The organism is Streptomyces sp. NPDC031670, assembly GCF_055580545.1.
Genome location: NZ_JBVILC010000024.1, coordinates 84,086 through 105,289, shown reverse-complemented (window position 1 = coordinate 105,289; position 21,204 = coordinate 84,086). Strand labels below are relative to the sequence as shown.

The 21,204-nt window shown below is 72.9% G+C and carries 20 protein-coding genes; 9 read left to right on the top strand and 11 right to left on the bottom strand.

What is annotated here, in order from left to right; genetic code table 11:
- Positions 1–101: 101 nt before the first annotated feature.
- The gene (locus ACZ5ID_RS31570; RefSeq protein ID WP_468904714.1) at positions 102–1,892 is read right to left on the bottom strand and encodes an ABC transporter ATP-binding protein; all 1,791 of its coding nucleotides are present in this window, start codon (positions 1,890–1,892) and stop codon (positions 102–104) included.
- Between the two features lie 213 nt (positions 1,893–2,105).
- Between ACZ5ID_RS31570 and ACZ5ID_RS31565 the strand changes: the two genes are divergently transcribed.
- Positions 2,106–2,693: a GNAT family N-acetyltransferase gene (locus ACZ5ID_RS31565; protein ID WP_468904712.1), complete on the top strand. Its 588-nt coding sequence runs from the start codon at positions 2,106–2,108 to the stop codon at positions 2,691–2,693.
- Positions 2,694–2,777: 84 nt separating this feature from the next.
- On the opposite strand, the gene ACZ5ID_RS31560 is transcribed toward ACZ5ID_RS31565, so the two are convergent.
- The gene (locus ACZ5ID_RS31560; protein WP_468904710.1) at positions 2,778–3,011 is read right to left on the bottom strand and encodes a hypothetical protein; all 234 of its coding nucleotides are present in this window, start codon (positions 3,009–3,011) and stop codon (positions 2,778–2,780) included.
- A gap of 151 nt (positions 3,012–3,162) precedes the next feature.
- Between ACZ5ID_RS31560 and ACZ5ID_RS31555 the strand changes: the two genes are divergently transcribed.
- Together ACZ5ID_RS31555 and ACZ5ID_RS31550 are read left to right on the top strand one after the other, a co-directional pair.
- Positions 3,163–3,633, top strand: a complete 471-nt coding sequence (locus ACZ5ID_RS31555; RefSeq protein WP_468904707.1) for a flavin reductase family protein — start codon at positions 3,163–3,165, stop codon at positions 3,631–3,633.
- A 76-nt stretch (positions 3,634–3,709) separates the two neighbouring features.
- Positions 3,710–4,252, top strand: coding sequence for a GNAT family N-acetyltransferase (locus tag ACZ5ID_RS31550; RefSeq protein WP_468904704.1), 543 nt, complete (start codon positions 3,710–3,712; stop codon positions 4,250–4,252).
- A gap of 35 nt (positions 4,253–4,287) precedes the next feature.
- Here the strand turns inward: ACZ5ID_RS31550 and ACZ5ID_RS31545 are convergent, their stop codons facing one another.
- Complete coding sequence (locus ACZ5ID_RS31545) at positions 4,288–4,734, bottom strand: phosphatase domain-containing protein (RefSeq protein ID WP_468904702.1); 447 nt, start codon at positions 4,732–4,734, stop codon at positions 4,288–4,290.
- 57 nt (positions 4,735–4,791) lie between these two features.
- Between ACZ5ID_RS31545 and ACZ5ID_RS31540 the strand changes: the two genes are divergently transcribed.
- On the top strand, positions 4,792–5,604 hold the full coding sequence (locus tag ACZ5ID_RS31540; RefSeq protein WP_468904699.1) for a class I SAM-dependent methyltransferase: 813 nt from the start codon (positions 4,792–4,794) through the stop codon (positions 5,602–5,604).
- Between the two features lie 68 nt (positions 5,605–5,672).
- Here ACZ5ID_RS31540 and ACZ5ID_RS31535 read toward each other — a convergent pair whose 3' ends face one another.
- Entirely contained in the window at positions 5,673–6,671 is a 999-nt protein-coding gene (locus ACZ5ID_RS31535; RefSeq protein ID WP_468904697.1) for a hypothetical protein, read from the bottom strand.
- Positions 6,672–7,049: 378 nt separating this feature from the next.
- Between ACZ5ID_RS31535 and helR the strand changes: the two genes are divergently transcribed.
- The 3 genes from helR (at position 7,050) to ACZ5ID_RS31520 (ending at position 11,699) form a co-directional block, all read left to right on the top strand.
- On the top strand, positions 7,050–9,257 hold the full coding sequence (gene helR / locus ACZ5ID_RS31530; RefSeq protein WP_468904725.1) for an RNA polymerase recycling motor ATPase HelR: 2,208 nt from the start codon (positions 7,050–7,052) through the stop codon (positions 9,255–9,257).
- Between the two features lie 142 nt (positions 9,258–9,399).
- The gene (locus ACZ5ID_RS31525; RefSeq protein WP_468904695.1) at positions 9,400–10,368 is read left to right on the top strand and encodes an aminoglycoside phosphotransferase family protein; all 969 of its coding nucleotides are present in this window, start codon (positions 9,400–9,402) and stop codon (positions 10,366–10,368) included.
- A gap of 236 nt (positions 10,369–10,604) precedes the next feature.
- Positions 10,605–11,699: a methyltransferase gene (locus tag ACZ5ID_RS31520; RefSeq protein ID WP_468904693.1), complete on the top strand. Its 1,095-nt coding sequence runs from the start codon at positions 10,605–10,607 to the stop codon at positions 11,697–11,699.
- Between the two features lie 61 nt (positions 11,700–11,760).
- Here ACZ5ID_RS31520 and phzG read toward each other — a convergent pair whose 3' ends face one another.
- Positions 11,761–12,462, bottom strand: coding sequence for a phenazine biosynthesis FMN-dependent oxidase PhzG (gene phzG / locus ACZ5ID_RS31515; protein WP_468904690.1), 702 nt, complete (start codon positions 12,460–12,462; stop codon positions 11,761–11,763).
- A gap of 105 nt (positions 12,463–12,567) precedes the next feature.
- Entirely contained in the window at positions 12,568–12,960 is a 393-nt protein-coding gene (locus tag ACZ5ID_RS31510) for a nuclear transport factor 2 family protein (protein ID WP_468904687.1), read from the bottom strand.
- A gap of 90 nt (positions 12,961–13,050) precedes the next feature.
- On the opposite strand from ACZ5ID_RS31510, the gene ACZ5ID_RS31505 reads away from it, so the two are divergent.
- On the top strand, positions 13,051–13,497 hold the full coding sequence (locus ACZ5ID_RS31505; RefSeq protein ID WP_468904685.1) for a MarR family winged helix-turn-helix transcriptional regulator: 447 nt from the start codon (positions 13,051–13,053) through the stop codon (positions 13,495–13,497).
- Positions 13,498–13,586: 89 nt separating this feature from the next.
- On the opposite strand, the gene ACZ5ID_RS31500 is transcribed toward ACZ5ID_RS31505, so the two are convergent.
- The 4 genes from ACZ5ID_RS31500 to ACZ5ID_RS31485 form a co-directional block, all read right to left on the bottom strand.
- A complete protein-coding gene (locus tag ACZ5ID_RS31500) occupies positions 13,587–15,305 on the bottom strand; it encodes an acyl-CoA dehydrogenase family protein (RefSeq protein WP_468904683.1) in 1,719 nt (572 codons plus the stop codon).
- Between the two features lie 37 nt (positions 15,306–15,342).
- Positions 15,343–15,918: a PadR family transcriptional regulator gene (locus ACZ5ID_RS31495; RefSeq protein ID WP_468904680.1), complete on the bottom strand. Its 576-nt coding sequence runs from the start codon at positions 15,916–15,918 to the stop codon at positions 15,343–15,345.
- A gap of 191 nt (positions 15,919–16,109) precedes the next feature.
- Entirely contained in the window at positions 16,110–17,057 is a 948-nt protein-coding gene (locus tag ACZ5ID_RS31490; RefSeq protein ID WP_468904678.1) for an alpha/beta hydrolase, read from the bottom strand.
- 142 nt (positions 17,058–17,199) lie between these two features.
- Complete coding sequence (locus tag ACZ5ID_RS31485; protein WP_468904676.1) at positions 17,200–17,823, bottom strand: TetR/AcrR family transcriptional regulator; 624 nt, start codon at positions 17,821–17,823, stop codon at positions 17,200–17,202.
- 155 nt (positions 17,824–17,978) lie between these two features.
- Here ACZ5ID_RS31485 and ACZ5ID_RS31480 point away from each other — a divergent pair, with 155 nt between their 5' ends.
- A complete protein-coding gene (locus ACZ5ID_RS31480; RefSeq protein ID WP_406553053.1) occupies positions 17,979–18,164 on the top strand; it encodes a hypothetical protein in 186 nt (61 codons plus the stop codon).
- Positions 18,165–18,216: 52 nt separating this feature from the next.
- Here the strand turns inward: ACZ5ID_RS31480 and ACZ5ID_RS31475 are convergent, their stop codons facing one another.
- On the bottom strand, positions 18,217–21,174 hold the full coding sequence (locus ACZ5ID_RS31475) for an AfsR/SARP family transcriptional regulator (RefSeq protein ID WP_468904673.1): 2,958 nt from the start codon (positions 21,172–21,174) through the stop codon (positions 18,217–18,219).
- Positions 21,175–21,204: the final 30 nt, after the last annotated feature.

Sequence of the window (21,204 nt, the reverse complement as noted above, 5' to 3'; positions counted from 1 at the left end):
CCCCCCCCCCCCCCCCCCCCCCCCCCCCCCCCCCCCCCCCCCCCCCCCCCCCCCCCCCCCCCCCCCCCCCCCCCCCCCCCCCCCCCCCCCCCGCCCCCGACTCAGCGCCGGTCCGCCCGCTCGGGAGCGCCGTCCAGGAAGCCGCCCGACTGGTGCTGCCACAGCTTCGCGTAGGCACCTTCGGCGGCGAGCAGTTGGTGGTGTGTGCCCTGCTCCACGATCCGGCCGCGGTCGAGGACGACCAGCCGGTCCATGGTGGCGACCGTGCTCAGCCGGTGCGCCACCACCAGCGCCGTACGCCCGTCCATCAGCCGCCACAGCGCGTCCTGCACGAGGATCTCGCTCTCGGAGTCCAGCGCGCTGGTCGCCTCGTCGAGCAGCAGGATCGGCGCGTCGCGCAGGATCGCCCTGGCCAGCGCGACGCGCTGGCGCTGGCCGCCGGAGAGTTTCACCCCACGCTCGCCCACCATGGTGTCGAAGCCGTCGGGCAGCGCGTCGGCGAACTCCGTGACGTGCGCTGCCTCGGCCGCGCGGCGGATCTCCTCGTCGGTCGCGGCCGGCCGGGCGAAGGCGATGTTCTCCCGCAGCGTGCGGTGGAACATCGCCGGGTCCTGCGGGACGTACGCCATCAGCCCGCGCAGTTCGCGCTGGCGCAGCGTACTGATGTCCCGGCCGCCGACCAGGATCCGCCCGCCGTCGACGTCCGTCATCCGCAGCAGGAGCCGGGTCAGCGTGGTCTTGCCCCCGCCGGACCGGCCGACGAGACCGATCTTCGTCCCGGTGGGGACCGCCAGGTCCAGGCCCTCGAAGAGCGGCTTCACGCCCGCGTGGGCGAACGTCACCCCTTCGAAGCGCACATCGCCGGCCCGGGCGGGCAGTGGCTGGGGCGAGGCGGGGTCCAGCACGGTCGGCGGCTCCAGGAGCAGCTCCGTGAACTGCGACGCCTCCGTCATCGAGCTCTCCAGACGGCGGTAGATCTGGTTGAACTCGAACATGATCCGGGTCGCGTTGGCGTAGTACGTGAAGGCGACGATGACCGCCTCGACCCCGTGCTCGCCGCCCCCGAGCCCGACGGCGAGCACCAGGCCCAGCACATTGGTCAGTACGGACAGGGGGGCGACCAGTGTGTCGATGCGCAGGTTCCCGTAGTCCCAGGACCGCAGGGTCAGGCGCCGCGACTCCGCGACACGCAGACGGTGTTCGGCCGCCTCGCGCTCCTCGGCGGCGAAGGCCCTGACGGTGTCCATGTTCATCAGGCTGTCGGCGACATGGCCCGACACCCGGGCGATGGCCCGCTCGCGCTCGGCCACCAGCGCCTGGCGTCGGCGGATCAGGGGCGCCGCGCACAACGCCGTGAACACGATCAGCGTCAGGAGCCCGAGGACGAGCAGCGGGTCGTAACTCCAGAGCACCACCGAGGCGAAGGCCAGTGGCAGGAAACTGCCGACCACGCTGAACGTCAGGGTGTCGACGCAGTCCTCGAAGCGGGTGGCGAAGCTCAGGACGCGCTTGGTGAGCGACCCGGCGAAGTTGTCGTGGAAGAAGGCGGCGTCCTTGGCGAACAGCTCGTCCATGGCTATCACGTAGAGGTGCTCGATGCCGCGCGCGTCGAGCCGGTTCAGACAGTGCAGCCCGACGCGCCACAGCGCCTCCGCGAACAGCAGCACCCCGGCGAAGCCCAGGACGTACGGCAGTATCGACCCGATACCGACGGTGTCGCCCTGCCCGGCCATGCGGGAGACCAGTTTGGCGACGACTAGGGGCGCCACGTACTGGAGGCCGATGTTCCCGAGCGCGGGCAGCAGCAGCGCCGGCACGGTCAGCCGCCGCAGCCGGGCCAGTTCGCGCCCGTAGTAGCGCAGGGCGAGGAGCACCGAGCCCCTGCTCGTCATGCCCTCGCGCGATTCTGATGATCCCATCCCACCCCTGTGCTAGGACCGGCAGGTGAGCACACGAGTGTCCCGCGCCCGTGCGCCCGCGGTCCATGCGTTTTCCGGCGCCGCGCGGAGCGGCCGAGGGGCGGCCCCTTCCCGGCCTCACGCCCGGGCGTACGCGTCGGACTCCTCGGCCGCGTGCGCTGCCCGCCCCCGCCCTATGCTTGGCCGGTGAACGCCTCCGTCATCCTCACGGCCAGCCCGACGCCGACCGCGCCCGCGCTCACTCTCCGCCCGTGGTGCCCGGACGACATTCCCGCCCTGATCGAGGCGTACCGGGATCCCGCCCTGCGCCGTGGTGCCACCGCCCCGCTGGACAGCGAGGACGATGTGCGGCGGTGGATGCGGAGGCAGGAGGAGGGCTGGGCGACGGGCAGCCGGTTCGGCTTCGCGGTCCTCGAAACGGCCCGTGGCCCGGAGCCGGCGCGGCTGGTGGGCAATGTGGCGCTCAAGGACGTGGCCGTGGGCGGCCGGGGCGCCGAGGTCGGGTACTGGACAGCAGCGGCGGCACGCGGTCGCGGCGTGGCCCCGCGCGCCCTGGAAGCCGTCACGGCCTGGGCGTTCGACACCTTCGGGGCCGCCGGCCTGGAGCACCTCGAACTGCTTCACCAGGTGGACAACGGGGCATCGTGCCGCGTCGCGGAGAAGACGGGGTACGCCTTCGACCGGATTCTCCCAGCGTGGCCGCCGAAGTTCCCCCTCGACGGGCACCGGCACGTCAGGAGGGCGACGGGGCGGGCCCCGCGCGCGGAGGAGTAGCACCTTCCTCCGGCAGCCGACCGGCATACGACGACCGGTATGCGACGCCGGGCGCGGGGCCGGGTCGGCCGCGGCACCGTCCCGCTAACCGCGCAGGAAGGCGTCCCCGTGCGTCGCGATATGGGCTTCCAGCGCGCTCAGCGCCTGCTGGGTCGCCTCCGCGGTGCCCGAGCCGCGCCGTTCGGCGTAGTAGGCCGCCCCGAGCTTCTTCAGCAGGTCGTTCCCGGCCCGTTGCTGTTGGACCTCGTCCACCTTCTGCTTTCCCTGGGTGAGGGCGGACTGGGCCTGTTCCTTGGCCCGGTCGAGGAATCCCGGCATACCAACCTCCGCTTTCGGTGTGCGGCCATTGTGCGTGCTGGGACGGGCCGTCCGGGGCAGGGCGCGCCGCCGCGGCGCATGTCGGGACGACGATATGGCGGCGAGCGCGTGCGTATCCTCGATCGAGGACCCGGAATCAAGGAGGCTTCAGGTGAGTTTCGACGACTTCACCAAGCTGGTCGACTCTCCCGTCTACGTGGTGACCGCGTCGGCGGGCGGACGGCGGGCCGGGTGTCTGGTGGGCTTCGCCGGCCAGTGCTCCCTGGAGCCCGAGCGGTTCGTCGTCTGGCTCTCCACCTCCAACCACACCTATCTGGTCGCCCGGGAGGCAGCGGTCCTGGCGGTGCACCTGCTGCCGCAGAACCACGATCTGGCCGTGCGGTTCGGCGCCCTGTGCGGGGCCGAGGTGAACAAGTTCGACGGCCTGGCCTGGACCGAAGGCCCCCACGGCACGCCCCTGTTGGCGGATGCCGCGGCCTGGTTCACCGGGGAGATCCTCGAACACTTCGACGGAGGCGACCACGTCGGATTCCTCCTGGCACCCCTCACCGTCCAGGCGAACGGCGGCACGCCCCTGTCCCTGCACCAGACGCTGGACATCACCGCCGGGCACCCCGCGTAAACAGCTCGCGTAGGCAGCTCGCGTAGGCAGCTCGCCCCCACCCGGCGCTGTCAGTGGCCGGTGCCAGAATCCGCGTATGAACAGCGAACCCCTGGCCCTACGACAGGTCACCACACCCGACGCCGTCACCCCCGAGCTCCGGCAGGCCCTCGTGGACTGCTGGATCGAGGTCACCAACGCCGGTGGGGCTGCCGGTTTCCCCTTCCCGCCGATCGACGCGGCGCAGGCCGCCCCCGCCGTCGACGCGCTCGTGGCGGGCCTGGACCCGAGGACGAGCCGGCTCGTGGTCGCTTCGGTCGGCGGCCACTTGGCGGGCTGGCTGAACGTCCGTCGTACGCTCTTCGAGCTCACCGCCCACTGGGGGACGGTCCACCACGTCCAGACACGGACGGGCCTGCGCGGCCGGGGCATAGGGGCGGCTCTCATGAACCACCTGCGGAAGATCGCCCGCGACGAGATGGGGCTGGAACAGCTCCGCCTGGCCGCGCGCGGCGGTGTCGGGCTGGAGGAGTTCTACGGGCGGCTCGGCTGGAAGGAGACGGGCCGCTGGCCGGACGCCCTTCGCCTGGCCCCCGGAGACGACCGCGACGAAGTCCTGATGATCCTCGCCCCGCTCTGAACAGCCGCCGCCGATTCCCGCCGGGCTCCGGGCGGTCAGCCGCCGAAACGGCGTACGTACCGGTTCTGCCAGGGTGTTTCGACCGCGTGGCGGTCGTAGTCGCGCCGTACGTAGGCGACCGCGTCCTCGGCGGGCACCCCGTCGAGGACCGCCAGGCAGGCGAGTGCCGTGCCGGTGCGGCCCCGGCCGCCGCCGCAGGCGACCTCGACGCGTTCGCGTGCCGCGCGCTCCCAGGCCTCGCGAAGCACCTCGACCGCTCGCGCGCGGTCGCCGGGCAACCGGAAGTCCGGCCAGCGCAGCCACTCGGCCCGCCAGGGGACTCGCGGAGGCTGTTTGCCGAGCAGATACACGGCGTAGGTGGGCGTGGGGCCGTCGGGGAGCGGGCGGCGCAGTGCGCGGCCCCGTACCAGCCGTCCGGAGGGCAGTCGCAGCACTCCCGGTCCGTCCGGATCCCAGGACTCACCGCTCACGCTCACACTCACGCGTCCACCGTAACTGCCCGACGCGGTGCCGCACCGGCCGTCTGCCACAATCGCCGGATGGCTGAGGCTGAGTACGACACCGACCGCGGCTATCTGCTGGACAACCGGCAGTCGGAGGCGGGCGTCCGTTTCCGCGCCCTCGCCGAGATCTTCGATCCGGTGACCTTCCGACACGTGGACCGGCTCGGGATCGGCCCCGGTATGCGGTGCTGGGAGGTCGGCGCGGGCGGCCCCTCGGTGCCGCTGGGGCTGGCCGGGCGCGTGGGTCCGACCGGTACGGTCGTCGCCACCGACATCGACGTGTCGTGGACCCGGGACGCCGCCGACGGCGTGGTCGAGGTGCTCCGCCACGACGTGGCGGCCGATCCGCCGCCGCCCGGCGGCTTCGACCTCGTCCACGCCCGCTTGGTCCTGACGCATGTGAGCGACCGTGCCGAAGCCCTGCGCCGGATGGTCTCGGCGCTGCGCCCCGGCGGCCGACTGCTCCTGGAGGACGCCGATCCCACGTTGCAACCGCTGCTGTGCCCGGACGAGTCGGGGCCCGAGCAGCGGCTCGCCAACCGGCTGCGGGCCGGGTTCCGTACCCTGATGGCGGCGCGCGGCGCGGACCTCGCGTACGGGCGGACCCTGCCCAGGGTGCTCCGGGAAGCGGGTCTGGACGGGGTGGAGGCCGACGCGTACTTCCCGATCACCTCGCCGGCGTGTGCCGTGCTGGAGGAGGCGACGGTGCGGCAGATCCGCCATCTGCTGACCGGGCAGGGGCTGGCCACCGACGAGGAGATCGACCGCCACCTGGCGAACGTCGCCGCCGGACGGCTCGACCTGGCCACCGCTCCGATGATCTCCGCCTGGGGACGCCGACACCCCTAGGGGCGGGGGCGGTTGCGCTTCGGGGGCGGTTGCGCTTCGCCCCGCCGCGGTGCAGCGGGCCCTCCCGTTCAGCGCAGCTTTTCCACCGTGCGGGCGGCTTCACGTGCCGCGCGTTCGGCCTCCGTCAGCGCCTGGGCGGCCGTCCGGTGGTGGTCCTCGGCTGTCCGGTGTTCGTGTTCGGTCTTCCGGAGCTCGTCCCGGGCGCGCCGGAGCTGTTGCTCCAGGGCCGACACCTGCCGGTGGGCCCGGTCGTAGTCGTCGCGTGCCTGGCGCCGCCGCTCGTCCGTCCGCGCGTGCTCGGCACGCCGCTCGCGCAGCCGCCGCTGGGCCGCGTCCGCCGCCTCCTTGGCCCGGGTGAGCTCCGCTTGGGCTTGTTCGGCCTGAGCGCGTTCGGCCTGAGCGCGTTGCTCGGCTTCCTGGTCGCGCTTGCGGCGTCGGGCGGCGAGTTCGTCCTTGGGCGCGGTCTTCGCAGGAGGTGGCGCCGCCGCCTCGCGTCCGGCCGCCGTCTCGCGTCCGGCCGCCCCCTTGCGTGCGGCCGGTTTGCCCGACGCACTGGCCGTCTGAGGGAACGTCGACGGCGGGGTGAGCGCCGACTCCAGACGCCCTGTGGCCCACTGGTCCGCCGCGTCCTGGTCGGCCAGGACCGCGCGCAGGGTGTTCTCGACGTCCTGCCGTGCCGCGTCCGACAGCCGGTGGCCGTTCTGCTGGGCCAGTGCGGCGGCCTGCCCGGACATCGCGGACACCACACTGCGGCGCTGCTCGTTGAGTTCTCTGATCCCGTCGGCGTCGAGCGACCGGTAGGCCTCGCGCAGCGCCTGGCCGAGCTCCAGGAACCGTTCGCTCTCCTCGGGGCGGGAGCGCAGCAGCAGGTTCGCGGCCCAGGCCGCGAGGGTGGGGCGGCGGGCGGCGCGGATACGGCCCGCGTCCTGGGCACGGCCGGCTGCCTTGGCCGCGACGGCCAGCTCCGCACGGCGCGCCACGAAGTCGGGGGGCGGCGTGCCGTAGAGCTGGTCGAGAACCGCCTCCGGGTCCTGGTCCGCGCCGCCCGGCTCGCCCTTGCGCTGCATGGTGTCCAGACTCCGCCGAACCGGCGCGCGACGCACCTCGGCGCCGGAAAGACGAATGGCAAGGAGGTGTTCCCACTCCTTGCCACTCTCAATTTATAGCGCAATGGGGGCCTTGCCGCAAGGCCCCCGAGGTGGGGCACAATCGCGCACCGAGCTCAGAACGTCAGGTCAAAAGGGGGATGTGCGACGTGTGTGCGTTGTTGTCGGTGTACGAGCCGTGGTTGTCGGCTCAGGGGGCGAGCGGTGGCGTGGAGCCGATGGTAGGACCCGTGCGGCCGGCGTGGGCGCCCGGCACCGGTGTGCGGGTGTGCGCCCCGTCGTTCTCCACGGTCGCGTCCTCGGATCGGAGCCGCTGACATGACCAACCTGACCACTGCCATGACCAAGCTGACCACCAGCGCGTTCGACCTGCCCGAGCGGCTGTCCCACAAGGCCGACCGCGCGCTCGTCGACGGCGACGAGCGGCACTTCGCCGCGATCGCGGAGAGCCTCGGCCAGTCGATCGCCGAACTGTCCGACCGGCTGGAGGACACCCGCAGGGCGCCCGGCGGCAAGGGCCGGGAGGCCATGGACCGGGACACCGAGATCCACCGGCTGACCGGCCGTCTGCGCACCCTGCGCCGCTTCGGCCTGGACCTCTGCCTCGGACACTTCGTACGCGAGGACGACGCCGAGCCCGTGTACGTCGGCCGCCTCGGACTCACCGACAGCACGGGCCGCCGGCTGCTGGTGGACTGGCGCTCCCCGGCCGCCGAGCCGTTCTTCGCCGCGACCCACGCCAACCCGATGGGCCTGGCGAGTCGCCGCAGGTACCGCTGGAGCGGGGGCCGGATCAGCGACTACTGGGACGAGGTGTTCACCTCCGAGGGACTGGAGGGGCGCGCCGCGCTCGACGACCAGTCCGCGTTCATCGCCAGCCTGGGCGGCAACCGGTCGGCCCGGATGCGGGACGTGCTCTCCACCATCCAGTCCGACCAGGACGCCATCATCCGCGCGGGCTCGCGGGGCGCTCTCGTCGTCGACGGCGGCCCGGGTACGGGCAAGACCGTCGTGGCCCTGCACCGCACCGCCCATCTGCTCTACTCCGACCCGCGCCTCGGCCACCGTCGGGGCGGCGTGCTGTTCGTCGGCCCGCACCGGCCCTATCTGGACTACGTCGCCGACGTCCTGCCCAGCCTGGGCGAGGAGGGTGTGCGGACCTGCGTCATACGGGACCTGGTCGCCGAGGGCGCCTCCGTGAACGCCGAGACCGACCGGGAGGTGGCCCGGCTGAAGTCCTCCGCGGACATGGTGAAGGCGATCGAGCCGGCCGTCGCCCTGTACGAGGAGCCGCCCACCGAGGGGATGACGGTCTCGACCCCCTGGTCCGACGTATGGCTGAGCGCGGACGACTGGGCCGCGGCGTTCGCGGCCGTGGAGCCCGGCACCCCGCACAACGAGGCACGCGACCAGATCCGCGAGGAACTGCTGACGATCCTCATGGACAAGCACACGGACGAGTACGAGGGCGACGGCGACAGCGACAGCGACGGCGACGGTGAGGCGGACGACGAGGTCCCGCCCGGGCTGCTGCGCAGGGCGCTGCTCCAGAACCGGGAGCTGATGGGCGCCCTGAACCGCGCTTGGCCGATGCTGGAGGCCACCGACCTCGTCGGCGACCTGTGGTCGGTGCCCGCGTATCTGCGCAGGTGCGCCCCTTGGCTGAGCGCCGATGACGTACGCAGGCTCCAGCGCGGGGACGCACGGGCGTGGACGGCGTCCGACCTGCCGCTGCTGGACGCCGCCCGGCAGCGGCTCGGCGACGCGCGGGAGTCCGCGCGCAGGAGCCGCCGCGAGGCCGCCGCCGCCACCGAACGCGCCCGCCGGGCCGACGCCATGGCGAGCATGCTCCAGAACGTCGAGATCGACGAGAGCGAAGGCGCGCTGGGGATGCTGCACGGGCGGGACATCCAGGACACCCTCATCGACGACAGCGCGCTGCCAACCGCCGAACGGGACCCGCTGGCCGGGCCGTTCGCGCACATCGTCGTGGACGAGGCCCAGGAGCTCTCCGACGCCGAGTGGCAGATGCTGCTGCGCCGCTGCCCCTCCCGCAGCTTCACCATCGTGGGCGACCGCGCCCAGGCCCGGCACGGGTTCACCGAGTCGTGGCGGGAGCGGCTGGAGCGGGTCGGACTCGACCGGATCGAGGTGGCCACCCTGAGCGTCAACTACCGCACGCCCGAGGAGGTCATGGCGCACGCCGAGCCGGTCATCCGGGCCGCACTCCCCGACGCCAACGTGCCGGCCTCCATCCGCAGCAGCGGTATCCCCGTCCGGCACGGGTCGGCGACGGAGCTGGAGGCGATCCTCGACGAATGGCTCGCGACGCACGGCGAGGGGGTGGCCTGTGTCATCGGCGCTCCCGGATTCCGCGGTACACCCCGCGTACGGTCGCTGACTCCGACCTTGTCGAAGGGACTCGAATTCGACCTGGTCGTCCTCGTCGACCCGGAGGCGTTCGGCGAGGGCATCGAGGGCGCCGTCGACCGCTATGTCGCGATGACCCGCGCGACCCGGCAGCTCACGATCCTCACCAGCGCCTGAGCTGCCGTGCCACCCGCCGACGGGAGAGCGGGGACGGGAGACCGGGGGCAGGGGGGACGGGAGACCGGGGGCCGGGTGCGGGCGGGCGCCCTCGCGCGAAAACTTCTCGCGTCCCCTCCACCGCATCGCCGATCATGTCCGCATGAGCCTCACCACACCGCCCGCCACCGGAGTCCGCACCGCCTGGGAACAGGTTCCCGAGCACGTCAGGCACGGGTTGGAGGCAGGGCTCGGTGCTCCCGTCGTCGACGCGGTGACCCAGCGGGGCGGGTTCTCGCCGGGCGTGGCCGCGCGGGTGCGGCTGGCGGACGGGCGGCGCGCCTTCGTGAAGGCGGTGAGCGCCGAGGCCAACCCGGGCAGTCCGCTGCTCCACCGTGCCGAGGCGCGTATCTCCGCGTCCCTGCCGTCCGCCGTACCGGCGCCCCGGCTGCTGGCCACCCACGACGAAGCGCCCTGGGTGGCTCTCGCCTTCGAGGACGTCGAGGGGCGTCAGCCCCATGTTCCTTGGCGGGCGGCCGAGTTGGCGCGCGTCCTGGACGCGGTGGGCGAACTCGCGTCGGCCCTCACGCCCGCGCCCGTGGCCGTCCCGGCCGTCGCGGAGGCCGAGGCCGAGTCCTTCCGGGGATGGGAGCAGCTCCTCGACGAGGAGGGCGCGGAGTGCCGGGACCGGCTGGACCCCTGGGTGCGCCGGAACCTGCCCGCGCTCGCCGATCTCGCCGCGCCCTGGGGCGAGTCCGCCTCGGGCGACACCCTCGCCCACGGTGATCTGCGCGCCGACAACCTGCTGCTGACGGCAGACGGCCGTGTCGTCTTCGTCGACTGGCCGCACGCCGTACGGGCCGCGCCCTGGTTCGACCTGCTCCTGATGCTGCCGTGCGTCCGTGCCCAGGGCGGCCCCGACCCGGACGAGGTGTTCACCGCGCACCCGCTGGGCCGGGACGCCGAGCCCGCGGGTGTGACCGCCACTCTCGCCGCCCTGACCGGCTATTTCATACGCCAGTCGCTGCACGAGGCACCGCCCGGCCTGCCGACCGTGCGCGCCTTCCAGGCCGCGCAGGGCGCCGCGGCACTGGAGTGGCTCAGGACGCGGCTGGGCTCACGCCTGCCGTAACGGGCACCCGGGAGCCGACCCACCAGGGACACGAGAGGCGTAAGGAACATGAGGGCATGACGGCCCCCTGCACCCGTTGCCCCTCGGTGCTCGCCACGAAGGCGACTTCCAGGACTCACGTCGCTCTCCAGCGGGACAGGACACACCGGACGTAGGCTGAGGCGCCGTTCACGCGATCGTACGCATATTCCTCTGCGCCCTTGCCGGTGACGGGGGTTGAGAGAGGGGACCCACCGATGGCAGACGCTCGCCCCGAAGGCACCGGAGCTCCGCGGCCGACCGGCACCCCGCACGGCACGGGGGCGCGACGGCACGACGCCTCCCCCGCGACCCCTGAGGTGACGGGCGAGTTACTCGAACTCTCCCTGGGATACCTCTACTCGGCCGCCCTGCACACCGCCGCGCGTTTCGGTGTCGCCGACCATCTGGCGGACGGGCCGCTCGGCGCCGACGAACTCGCCAAGGCGGCGGGGGTCGACGGCCCCCACCTCTACCGTCTGCTGCGCTTCCTCGCCACCAAGGGTGTCTTCCGCGAGGACGACGAGGGCCGCTTCCACCTCACCCCGCTCGCTCAGCCACTGCGCACGGACACCGAGCGCTCGCTGCGCGACTACATCATGGTGCGCGGCGAGCCCGTGTTCTGGCAGTCGGCGGCCCAGCTCCACGAGGCGGTACGCACCGGCAGCACCGCCTTCGAGAACGTGTACGGCGTCCCCTTCTACGACCATGTCGCCGCCGACCCGGAGCTCGGCAGGGCCTTCAACTCCAGCATGGCGGCGTTCTCCGAGACGCTCAGCAACGACGTCGTCGACGCCGTCGACTTCTCCGGAGTCACCAGCGTGGTCGACGTGGGCGGCGGACGCGGCGGTCTGCTGCGCGCCGTCCTGCGGCGCCACCCGCACCTGAACGGCACTCTGGTCGATCTGGAGAGCGTGGTGGCGGGGCATGTGCTCGACACCCCGGAGCTGGCCGGCCGCTGGAGCGCGCGGGCCGGGGACTTCTTCACCTCTGTGCCGTCCGGCGCCGATGTCTACCTCCTCAAGCACGTGCTGGCCAGCTGGCCGGACGAGGAGTGCGTACGCATCCTGCGGACCTGCCGCGAGGCCATGCCCGCGCACGCGCGGCTGCTGGTCATCAACGCGATGATCCCGGCGGGCAACGAGCCGCACCCCGGCAAGACCATCGACGTGCTGATGATGACGGTCCTGAACGGAAAGGGCCGCACCCGCGCCGAGTACGAGGCGCTGCTCGCCACGGCGGGTTTCACGGTCGCGCGGGTCCTGGAACCCTCGCCGCACGCCTCGGTGATCGAGGCGGTCGTGGTGGACTGAGGTTCCGTACGCACCGGGTGACCGGGGGCCGCGGGTGGCGGCCTCCGGTCGGTCCGGCCGGTCAGGGCTGGAGCCTGCTGATGTCCCAGCCGCCGTCGGTACGGTCGTAGCGCAGCCGTTCGTGCAGGCGGTCGGTGCCGTCGGCCCAGAACTCCACGGTCTCGGGGACGAGTCGGTAGGCGGTGAAGGTCGCGGGGCGCGGCAGCGGGCGCCGCGCGTCCGCCAACTCCCTTGCCGTGGCGCGCAACCGGTCCACCTCGTCGAGTCCGTTCATGGTCCGGCTCTGCCGGGAGGCGGTCGACATGGCGTGGGTGAAGACGGGCCGTGCGGACCACATGCGGTCGGACTCGGCGTCGGGCAGTTTCTCCACCGGCCCCGCCACAGTGATCTGCCGGCTTGTCTCGCGCCAGTAGAGCACGCCGGACGCCCAGGGGTTCTCCGCGAGTTCGCGCCCTTTCTGACTGCTGCTGTGACTGAGGAAGACCAGGCCGTCCTTCGTCACGGAGCCGAGCGCCACGATGCGGGAGGAGGAGCGCCCCCGGGCGTCGGCGGTGGCCAGGGCCAGTGCGCGCGGCTCCCGCACTCCGAGCGCGACGCTGTTCTCCAGCCAGGCGGCCAGTAACCCCATCGGCTCGGGCGGCGGGGTCAGGAACTCGGGGAACTCCACCTCGATGGTCCCGGTGAGCGTCTCCGAACGGGAGCCGGGCGGACGGGCGTTGGGGGCCTCGGTGGAAGATCCATGGGTCTGGGGCAGGTCGGGCATGAAAAATCCTTTCGATTGTTTCGCCATGATGACCTGCCCTCCCGATGGCGTCGAGATCGCCGGACCACCCCTCCGGCGACCTCACGTGGCCGGTGACCGCCGGTCTCAGCGCGCGCTGCCGAGGTTGCGGTCGTCGGCACCTCCCGAGAGCATCAGGGTGGTCTCCTCGATGCGGCGGAAGCGGCCGTCGGGGGCGAAGTCGGCGAACACGTACACCTCCATGCTCACCGTCGAGCCGTCCGTCTTGGTGATGTCGACGGTGTGCCGATCGGCGTACTTGGCGCCGTCGTACAGCTCGTCGTGCACGGTGACCTGCCCGGCGGCGACGACGGTGCGCAGATGGGTGATGTGCTCGACGAACCCGGCACGGTCGGCCCACTCTCCGTCCGTGCGCTGACGGTAGTCCGGGGCGAAGTAGCGGTCGGCCGCCTCCTCCACGGTGATGCCGCGGTTGAACAGCAGGTCGTGGAGTGCGGTGGCGATACCGATGCGGTTCATGGTGGATCCTCTCAGGTTTTGCGTGCGCCGCGCACGCTTCTGAGAGCACCTTAACAGGAACGCGTGCGCAGCGCACGCTATTCTTCGGGGGTGAACAACGACGTGGGACACGAGATCGCGGACGCGCTGGGGATTCTGCTGCGGCGCACCACACGCGAACAGTTGCACCGGCAGCTCACCGAGGGCCTGGGCGAAGGGCTGGACGAGGTCACCTATCCGGTGCTCAGCGCCCTGGCCCGGACGGGCCCGCGCAGCGCGGCGGACATGGCCCCCGAGGTCGGGATCGACCGCTCGGGCGTCACCCGCCGCGCCTCGCGCCTGGAGACCGCCGGGCTCGTACGCCGTGAACCGGACCCGGACGACGGGCGGGCCCAGCTGCTCGTCCTCACCGAGCGGGGCCGGGAGGCGGTGACGGAGCTGCGCGGACGGCTGGCCGCGCACATCGCGCAGGCCCTGTCCTCCTGGCCGCCCGGCGAGGCCGAGGCGTTCGCCCGCCAGTTGCGCCGCTTCACGACCGACGGCCCGTTCACGGGCTAGGAAACGCGCTCGGCCCACCGGCGGGCGATGCGCCGGTGGGCCGAGACACAGACCGCTGGTTCAGTGCGCCCGCCGGGCGCCCCCAGGGGTCACTGCGCCATCTCGTACGCTCCCGACAGCGCCTCCACCCGGTCCCAGACACGCGCCGAACGGGCCTCGTCCACGACCGGGCGGCGGACCGCGCCGAGCGCCCAGGACTGCTGCGCCCCGGTCGCCGAGTCCTTGCCGTGCAGCTCCACGGCGTGCGCGGAGAAGTCGCGTACGAGTACCGCAAACAGCTCGTCCAGCACGTCCTGGTCCAGGTCCGTCAGACGGGCCTGCTCCAGGATCAGCTGGCCGTGGACGACCAGCGCGAACAGCTGGCCGACCGCGAGCAGGAGGTCGAGGTCGCGGCTCTGCTCCTCGTCGGGGGCGGCCGTGGTGACGAACTCGCAGAGCGCGTCGGCCTGCTCGCGGAAGCGGGCGACGTTGGGCAGCTCGGCGTAGGCGTCGTAGGCGGCGCGCCAGTCGTGGAAGCGTACGGAACCGAGCCCCCGGGCAGGACCCTGCCTGAAGAGGAAGTCGTCGTCGGCCGCGTCGAGGCGGCTGGGCACGGCCGGGTAGTCCACCGGTTCCAGCAGGTGGTTGCGCATGAACTTCAGGATCAGCGCCAGGTTGACGTGGACCGTGCCCTCCAGCTTGGGCAGTCCGCGGATCTCGATGGCCGCCTGGGCGAAGTAGTTGTCCTTCTCGAAGCCCTTGGCGGCGATGACGTCCCACATCAGGTCGATGACCTTCTCGCCCTCCGTGGTCACCTTCATCTTCGTCATCGGGTTGAAGAGGAGGTAACGGCGGTCGTCCGGTCCGGCGGTGCGGAAGTAGTCGACGGCGCGGTCGCTGAACAGCTTCATCCCGACGAGCCGTACGTACGCGTCCGTCAGCTCGCGGCGCACGTGCGGGAACGCGGTGACGGGGCGGCCGTAGAGGATGCGGTTCTGCGCGTGGGTGACGGCCTCGTACATCGCGTGCTCGCAGATGCCGATCGAGGCGGTGCACAGGTTGAACTTGCCGACGTTGACGGTGTTGAGCGCGGCGTCGAACGCGGCCCGGCCGGTGTGCAGGACGTCCTGCGGGGTGACCGGGTAGTCCGCAAGGCGGAACTCGCTCACGTACTTGGAGGAGTCGACGACGTTCTTCACCAGGTGGTACGCCGGGTGGCGGCTGTCGGCGGCGAAGAAGACGTAACCGTCCGGGCCCTCGATGTCGGTGCGCCGGCCGAAGACGGAGACGAGACCCGCGGCGTTGCCGTTGCCGATGTAGTACTTGGAGCCGGTGGCGCGGAAGCCGCCGTCGCCGTCCGGCTCCAGGAGCATGTCGGTGGAGTAGATGTCGGCGCCGTGCGTCTTCTCGGACAGGCCGAAGGCGAAAACCTCGCCCTGGGAGAGGAGTTCGGCGGCGCGGGCGCGCGCTTCGGCGTTGTCGCTCTGCCAGACGGGGCCGAGGCCCAGGATGGTGACCTGCCAGGCGTACCAGTAGTCGAGGCCGTAGAAGCCGAAGATCTCGTTGAGGGCCGCGATCCGGGCCGTGTCCCAGCGCTGCTCCTCGTTCGAGGCCTCGGAGGCCGGGGTGAGGAAGGTGGCGAACAGGCCCTCCTTGGCGGAGAACGCCAGGAAGTCGGCGAGCCAGGCGCGGGAGCGGTAGTCCTCGATCAGCTGCCGCTTGCCGCGTGCCTCGAACCAGTCGACGGTGGCGCGCAGCAGCCGGCGGGTCTCGGGGTCGAAGTGCGCCGGGTCGTAGGTGCGCGGGTTGAACAGCAGGGCGTCGGCCATGGAGGTCCGCCTTTCGGGAGGGGTCGCGGTCGGGGGTTCAGTGGTCGTCGGTGGCCGGGGAGCCGGTGGAGAGCCGGCGGACGGTGGCGAGGACGTCGTCGAGCCAGGCGATCGTCATCCGCTCGTACGCGATACCGCCCCGCAGCACGACGTGCTGGAGCTCCTGTCCGGTGTCGAGCGGCGCGGGCGCGTCGCGGCCGGTGAAGTCGCGCAGCTCCCCCGCGAGGTAGTGGGCGAGCCGGTCGCTGTGCACCTGGCGGTGGCGTTCGACCTCCCGGATCACGGCGGCCGGGTCGTCGAAGGCGGCGCCGCGGATCTTCACGGCGAGGTCGTGCCGCAGACTCTCGGGCTCGGTCGGCTCGTGCAGCCACTGGGAGAGCGCGGCGCGGCCGGGGGCGGCGACGGAGTATTCCTTCTTGTCCGGCCGGCCCTCCTGGGCCACCTCGCGGACGGCGAGCAGGCCGTCGCTCTCCATGCGCTTGAGCACGCGGTAGATCTGCTGGTGGGTCGCGGTCCAGAAGTAGCCGATGGACCGCTCGAACCGCCGGGCCAGCTCATAGCCTGAGCCCGGCTTCTCCAGCAGGGAGACGAGGATCGCGTGTTCGAGCGCCATACCGCGATCCTTCTATGCAACTCGTTGCATAGCCAAGTCGCACCGCCCGAGTGAGACCCGGATCACCCGGGGCGGAAGCCCCGCACGGCATGGCGACCCCCTCGACGGGCCCCCACCGCGTGGAGGCGGCGGGGGCCCGTCGAGGGGGCCGGGAGGTGGCTGGAGGGGGTGGGTCAGGCGTGGCTACGCCCTCAGACCGACGCGCCCTCGATGCCGGGGGTGGCGCGGTGCGCCGGGTCGGTGGGCAGATGGTGGCGGAGGAAGGCGAGCTCGGCCTCGACGGCGCGTTCATGGCCGCCGAGGAAGGGTTCGTAGTGGCCGCCCGGCATACGGACGAGCTCCCCGGCCGGCGCCCGCCCGGCCGCGTCGGCGGCCGGCCGGGCGAAGGCCGACTGGTCCTGGTCGCAGACGAGGACCAGCAGCGGGCAGGTGATCCGGGCGGCGTGGCGGCCGGGCCGGTAGGTCATCAGGCGCAGAACGGTGCGGGCCGCGATCTCCTGCCGCCACTCGGGGTGGGCGTTGCCCGGGTTGAGCGCCCGGTCGCCGTCGAGGCCGTCCGGTGTGGTGAGGAGCGCGACGGTGCCGGGCTCGCCCGCGAGCGGGACCAGCAGGGGCGTACGGCCGACCAGTTGACCCAATGCGTCGAGCAGGGCCCGGCCGATCGTGCGCAGGGCGGCGAGCGGCTTCTGATGGCGGGCCGCGCCGCGCGCGGACTTCGGCCCGTCGACGAGCGGTGTCTGCGCAATCGCCGCCGCCAGTCGGGGATCGCGCGCCGCGACCGGCAGGACATGGCCGCCGGAAAGGGAGAAGCCCCAGATCACCAACCTGTCCGGAGCGACTTCCGGCAGGTTCGCGGCGCAGTCGATGGCGGCCTGCCAGTCGGCCAGTTGCTCATTGATCCGCACCACCTGGCGCGGGTGGCCGCCGCTCTCCCCCAGATGCCGGTAGTCGAAGGCGAGGACCGAGAACCCGGCCTCGTGGAACCGCCGGGCGAACGGGTCGGTGCCCGGTTCCTTGGTCACCCCGCCCCCGGCGGCCATGATCACGCACGCCCGGTTGGTCCCGGGACAGTGCCAGGCGACGCACTCCACGCCACCACTGACGAAACGGATTTTCTCGCGCTCCAGGGACGCGCTCATGCCGACCTCCGAGTGGTGGGGGCTCACCCCACGCAGGAAGTGAACCACGTGGTTCACATACTGTCCACGTGGATCAACGCGTCGCGCACAGAAGGGATTTGACCGCCGGGCGCCGCAGGTGTCTGCTGCCCGTCCGCGTGGCTCAGCCGGCCTCCTCCCGCTCCAGGGCGCGGGCCAGCGCCTCGAAGCCCGCCGCGATCCCCGCGGTGTCGTCGCCGGTCCGCGCGGCCACCAGGAACCCCCGCAGCGCCGCCAGGACCATCTCGGCGACCTCACGCCCGCGCTCCGCGGACCAGTGCTCGGGACAGACCGCCAGCAGGACGGGCAGATACTGCTCCGACGCCCCCCGGGCCAGTGCCCCGTAGCGGTCCGGGTCGTACATCGCCAGCCCGATCGCCTGCTCCAGCACGCGCGCCTGCGGACCGACGAGGTCGGGCCACACCGCGCGGACCCACTGCGACGGCTTACGGCGGCCGGGCCCCTCGGCGGCGACCGCCCACGCCCGTTCGACACGCTGCTCACGCAGTTGGAGGACCGCCTGCGCCAGCAGGTCGTCCGCGCCCTCGAAGTGGTACAGCAGCACCTTGTGCGTCGTGCCCGCAGCGCGGGCGGCACGCCGCAGGGAGAAGTCGACGAGGCCGTTGGCGGCGAGGTCCTCGCTGACGCGGTCGAGCAGGTCACGGCGTCTGGCCGCACCGCGCGGCGACCCGGTCGACCGGCGGTAGCCCGCTTGCTTCGGTGTGCCGTCCCCGGCGGATGCGTCCATGCGGACAGCTTCCACGATCACGCCGGGCCGCGTCCCGAGCGCGCGTATATGAAGCCCCGTATATGAATCATAGATGCGCCGTTGCGAGACTCCGCGCAGAACAACTCGCAGGCCAGGTCGCAGCCGTAGGCCTCTTCGACAGACAGGGAACTCCCGTGCAGCACAACCCGAAGTCCGCCTCCCGCCGTCTGACCGTCCTGGTCCCCGCCGTTCTCGCCGCGCTCCTCGCCGTCACGGCGCCGGCCCTGTCGGCGACGCACTCGGCGGACACGGGACGGACCTCGCTGGCCGGCGACCCGGGCCACAAGAATGACCACGAGGAGTTCAACACCAAGGCGTGAGCACGGCCGGCAGGGGGAGCGGCCCGGCCGCGCGACGCGGCCGGGCCCCGGCTCACACCGGTACGGCTCCGATGGCGTCCACCAGCAGCCGCGCCTGCGCCGCCTCCGGCAGACCGGCCCGGGTGAAGACCTCCAGCGCCTCGCGGGAGTGGGCCAGCGCCTGTTCGTGCCGGCCGGCGTCGGCGCAGACCTGGGCGTGGATCAGCAGCGCGTAGCCCCGGTCGCGGTCCCGGCCGGGCACGGTCCGGAAGTAGGCCACCGCCCCGGCCGCCGCCTCCCGCGCCGACTCCACGCGCCCCAGCACGCGCAGGGTCTCGGCGTAGCGGTACAGGGCCTGGGCCCGCCGGCCGGGGATCCCCTCCGCCTCGCAGAGCTCCAGGCACTGCGCGTAGTCGATCAGCGCCTGCGGCAGCCGGCCCAGTTCGTGGAGCGCCTGACCGCGTACGCACAGCGCGTGGGCGATCCCGTGGTGGTCCGCCATCGCGCGCAGGGCGCCCAGCGCCTCGTCGCAGGCGGGCAGCGCCTCCTCGGCCCTGCCCCCGCGGATGCGGGCCAGCGCGGCGTTGAGGGTGGTGGTCAGCCCGCCCGAGCGGTTGCCCAGCTCGTGGGCGAGGGCGAGGGCCTGGTCGAAGTGGTCGGCCGCGTCGTCGTAGCGCTGCTCGAACTGGGCGATGACGCCGAGGTCGTTGTACGCCTGCTGGAGGATGGCACGGTCACCGGCCCGTCGGCAGGCCTCGGCGGCGAGCTGGGACTCGGTCCGGGCCTGAGCCAGCTGGGTCGCCTGGAGTGCGGCGTTGCCGCAGATGAAGTGGGCGCGTCCGGCCGCGTGGTGGTTGCCGTGCAGCGCCGAGAGATCCGCCAGCGAGCGTGCGGTGAGGGCCATCCGGCCGTACGGGATGTCCTGGCCGAAGGAGCTGAGGGCCACCAGCAGGTCCGCCGCCACCGTCAGCAGCTCGGGGTCCGCGCCCTCGCCCCGCGCGACCAGGAGCTGGACGGCGTGCAGGGCGCAGTCGAACTCGGCCACGACCCAGGCGCGCGCCTGTCCCAGGGTCGCGAGCCGTTGCTCCCCCGGCTCCCCGCTCACCACGTGGATCGTGCCGTGCACCGGATCGCCGGGCACCATCCGCTGGAACGCCTCGGCCGCCATCCGCAGCAGATGGCTCAGCAGCCGCCGCTCCACCAGGGCGTCCGTCCCGGCCGCCCGCTCGGACTCCGGCCGGGGCAGATGCAGCGCGAAGTCCCGGCCCAGATCGTGGTAGCGGTAGCGGCCCGCCTCCGGCGACTCCAGCAGCGCGGCGTCCACCAGCGCTTCCAGCAGGGTTTCGGTCTCCGGCTCCCCCAGCCCCAGTGCCGCCGCCGCGGCGGACAGACCGATACTCGGCCAGGCGACCGGGGCCAGCGAGCGGAACACCCGCGCCTGCGGGCCCGTCAGCTGGCGGTAGCCGAGTTCGAAGACGGCGGATACGGCCAGGTCGTCGGCCCGCAGCTCGCTCAGCCGGCGCCGTTCGTCGGCCAGCCGGGCCAGCAGGTACGCCACCGTCCAGCCCGGCCGGGCGGCCAGCCTCGCGGCCACGATGCGCACGGCCAGCGGCAGATGGGCACAGGCGCCGACCAGGGCGACCGCCGCGGCCTCCTCCTGGTCGATCCGGTGGGCGCCCACGATGTGCCGCAGCAGGGACAGCGCCTCCTGCGGGCTGAACTCGGTGAGCTGCACATGGGTGCCGGAGGGCACTCCGGAGAGGTGGGCGCGGCTGGTCACCACGACCGCGCAGTGCACCGCGCCGGGCAGCAGCGGCTTGACCTGCGCGGTGTCGCGCGCGTCGTCGAGCAGCAGCAGGACCCTGCGCCCGTCGAGGACCGTACGGAACAGGCGGGCGCGGTCCTCCACCGAGCCCGGTACCTCCGGGCGGGGCACACCGAGGGCGGACAGGAAGCTGGCGAGGACCACGCCGGGGTCGGCCGCGTCCGCGCCCGTGCCGCGCAGGTCCGCGTAGAGCTGGCCGTCGGGGAACTCCTCCTTCACGCGGTGGGCCACCCGCAGGGCCAGGGCGCTCTTGCCGATGCCGCCCATACCGCTGACCGTGGCGACGGCCAGTGCGGTGCGGTCCCGGTCGGTGAGGGCCCCGCCCAGCGCGACGAGCGTGTCGGCCCGGCCGCTGAAGTCGGCGATGTCGGCCGGGAGCTGCGCCGGACGCGGGACGGGCGCCGCGGCCACGGCGTCCACGGGCTCTTCCCGGGCGGGCGGCGCCACGACGGGAGTCGGGGCGGGAGCGGCCAGTTCGGCGTCTCCGGCCAGCATGCGCCGGTGCAGTGCGCGCAGTTCGGGGCCGGGGTCAAGGCCCAGCTCGGCCGCGAGCACCTCGCGCGCCGAACCGAACACCGCGAGCGCGTCGCCCTGGCGCCCGGCGGCGTAGAGCGCGCGCATCAGGAAGCCGTAGGGCCGCTCCCGCAAGGGCTGTTCGCCGATGAACGCGGTGAGCTCCGGGATGACCTGGGTGTGCCGCCCCAGCGAGAGGTCGAGGGCGAAGCGCTCCTCCAGCAGTTGCCGGCGCAGCTCGGAGAGCCGCGAGCGCTGCTGCTCGGCGAACGGCCCCGGCACGCCCGCCAGCGGCTCGCCGCGCCACAGCGCCACGGCCTCGGTGAGCAGGGCGGCGGCCTCGTCGAGGCGGCCGGCCTCGCCCGCGCGTGCCGAGTCGGCCGCCAGCCGCTCGGCGCGGAAGGCGTCGACCGAGGCGGGCGGCACGGCGAGGCGGTAGCCGTCGTTGACGGAGGTCAGCGTCTGCGGATCGCAGCCGCCGCTCTCCAGGATCTTGCGCAGCCGCCAGACGTACGTACGCAGGATCATCACGGCGGAGCCGGGTGCCGTCTCGCCCCACACGGCGCTCATCAGCTCGTGCAGGGGAACGACGTGACCGGATCGGAGGGCCAGGGCCGCGAGGGTGGCCTGCTGCTGGGGCGGGCCGCCGGGCACGACGGCCCCGTCGATGTGTATGCCCACGGATCCGAGCACGAAGAATTCCACAGTTCCCCCGGGCGTGCA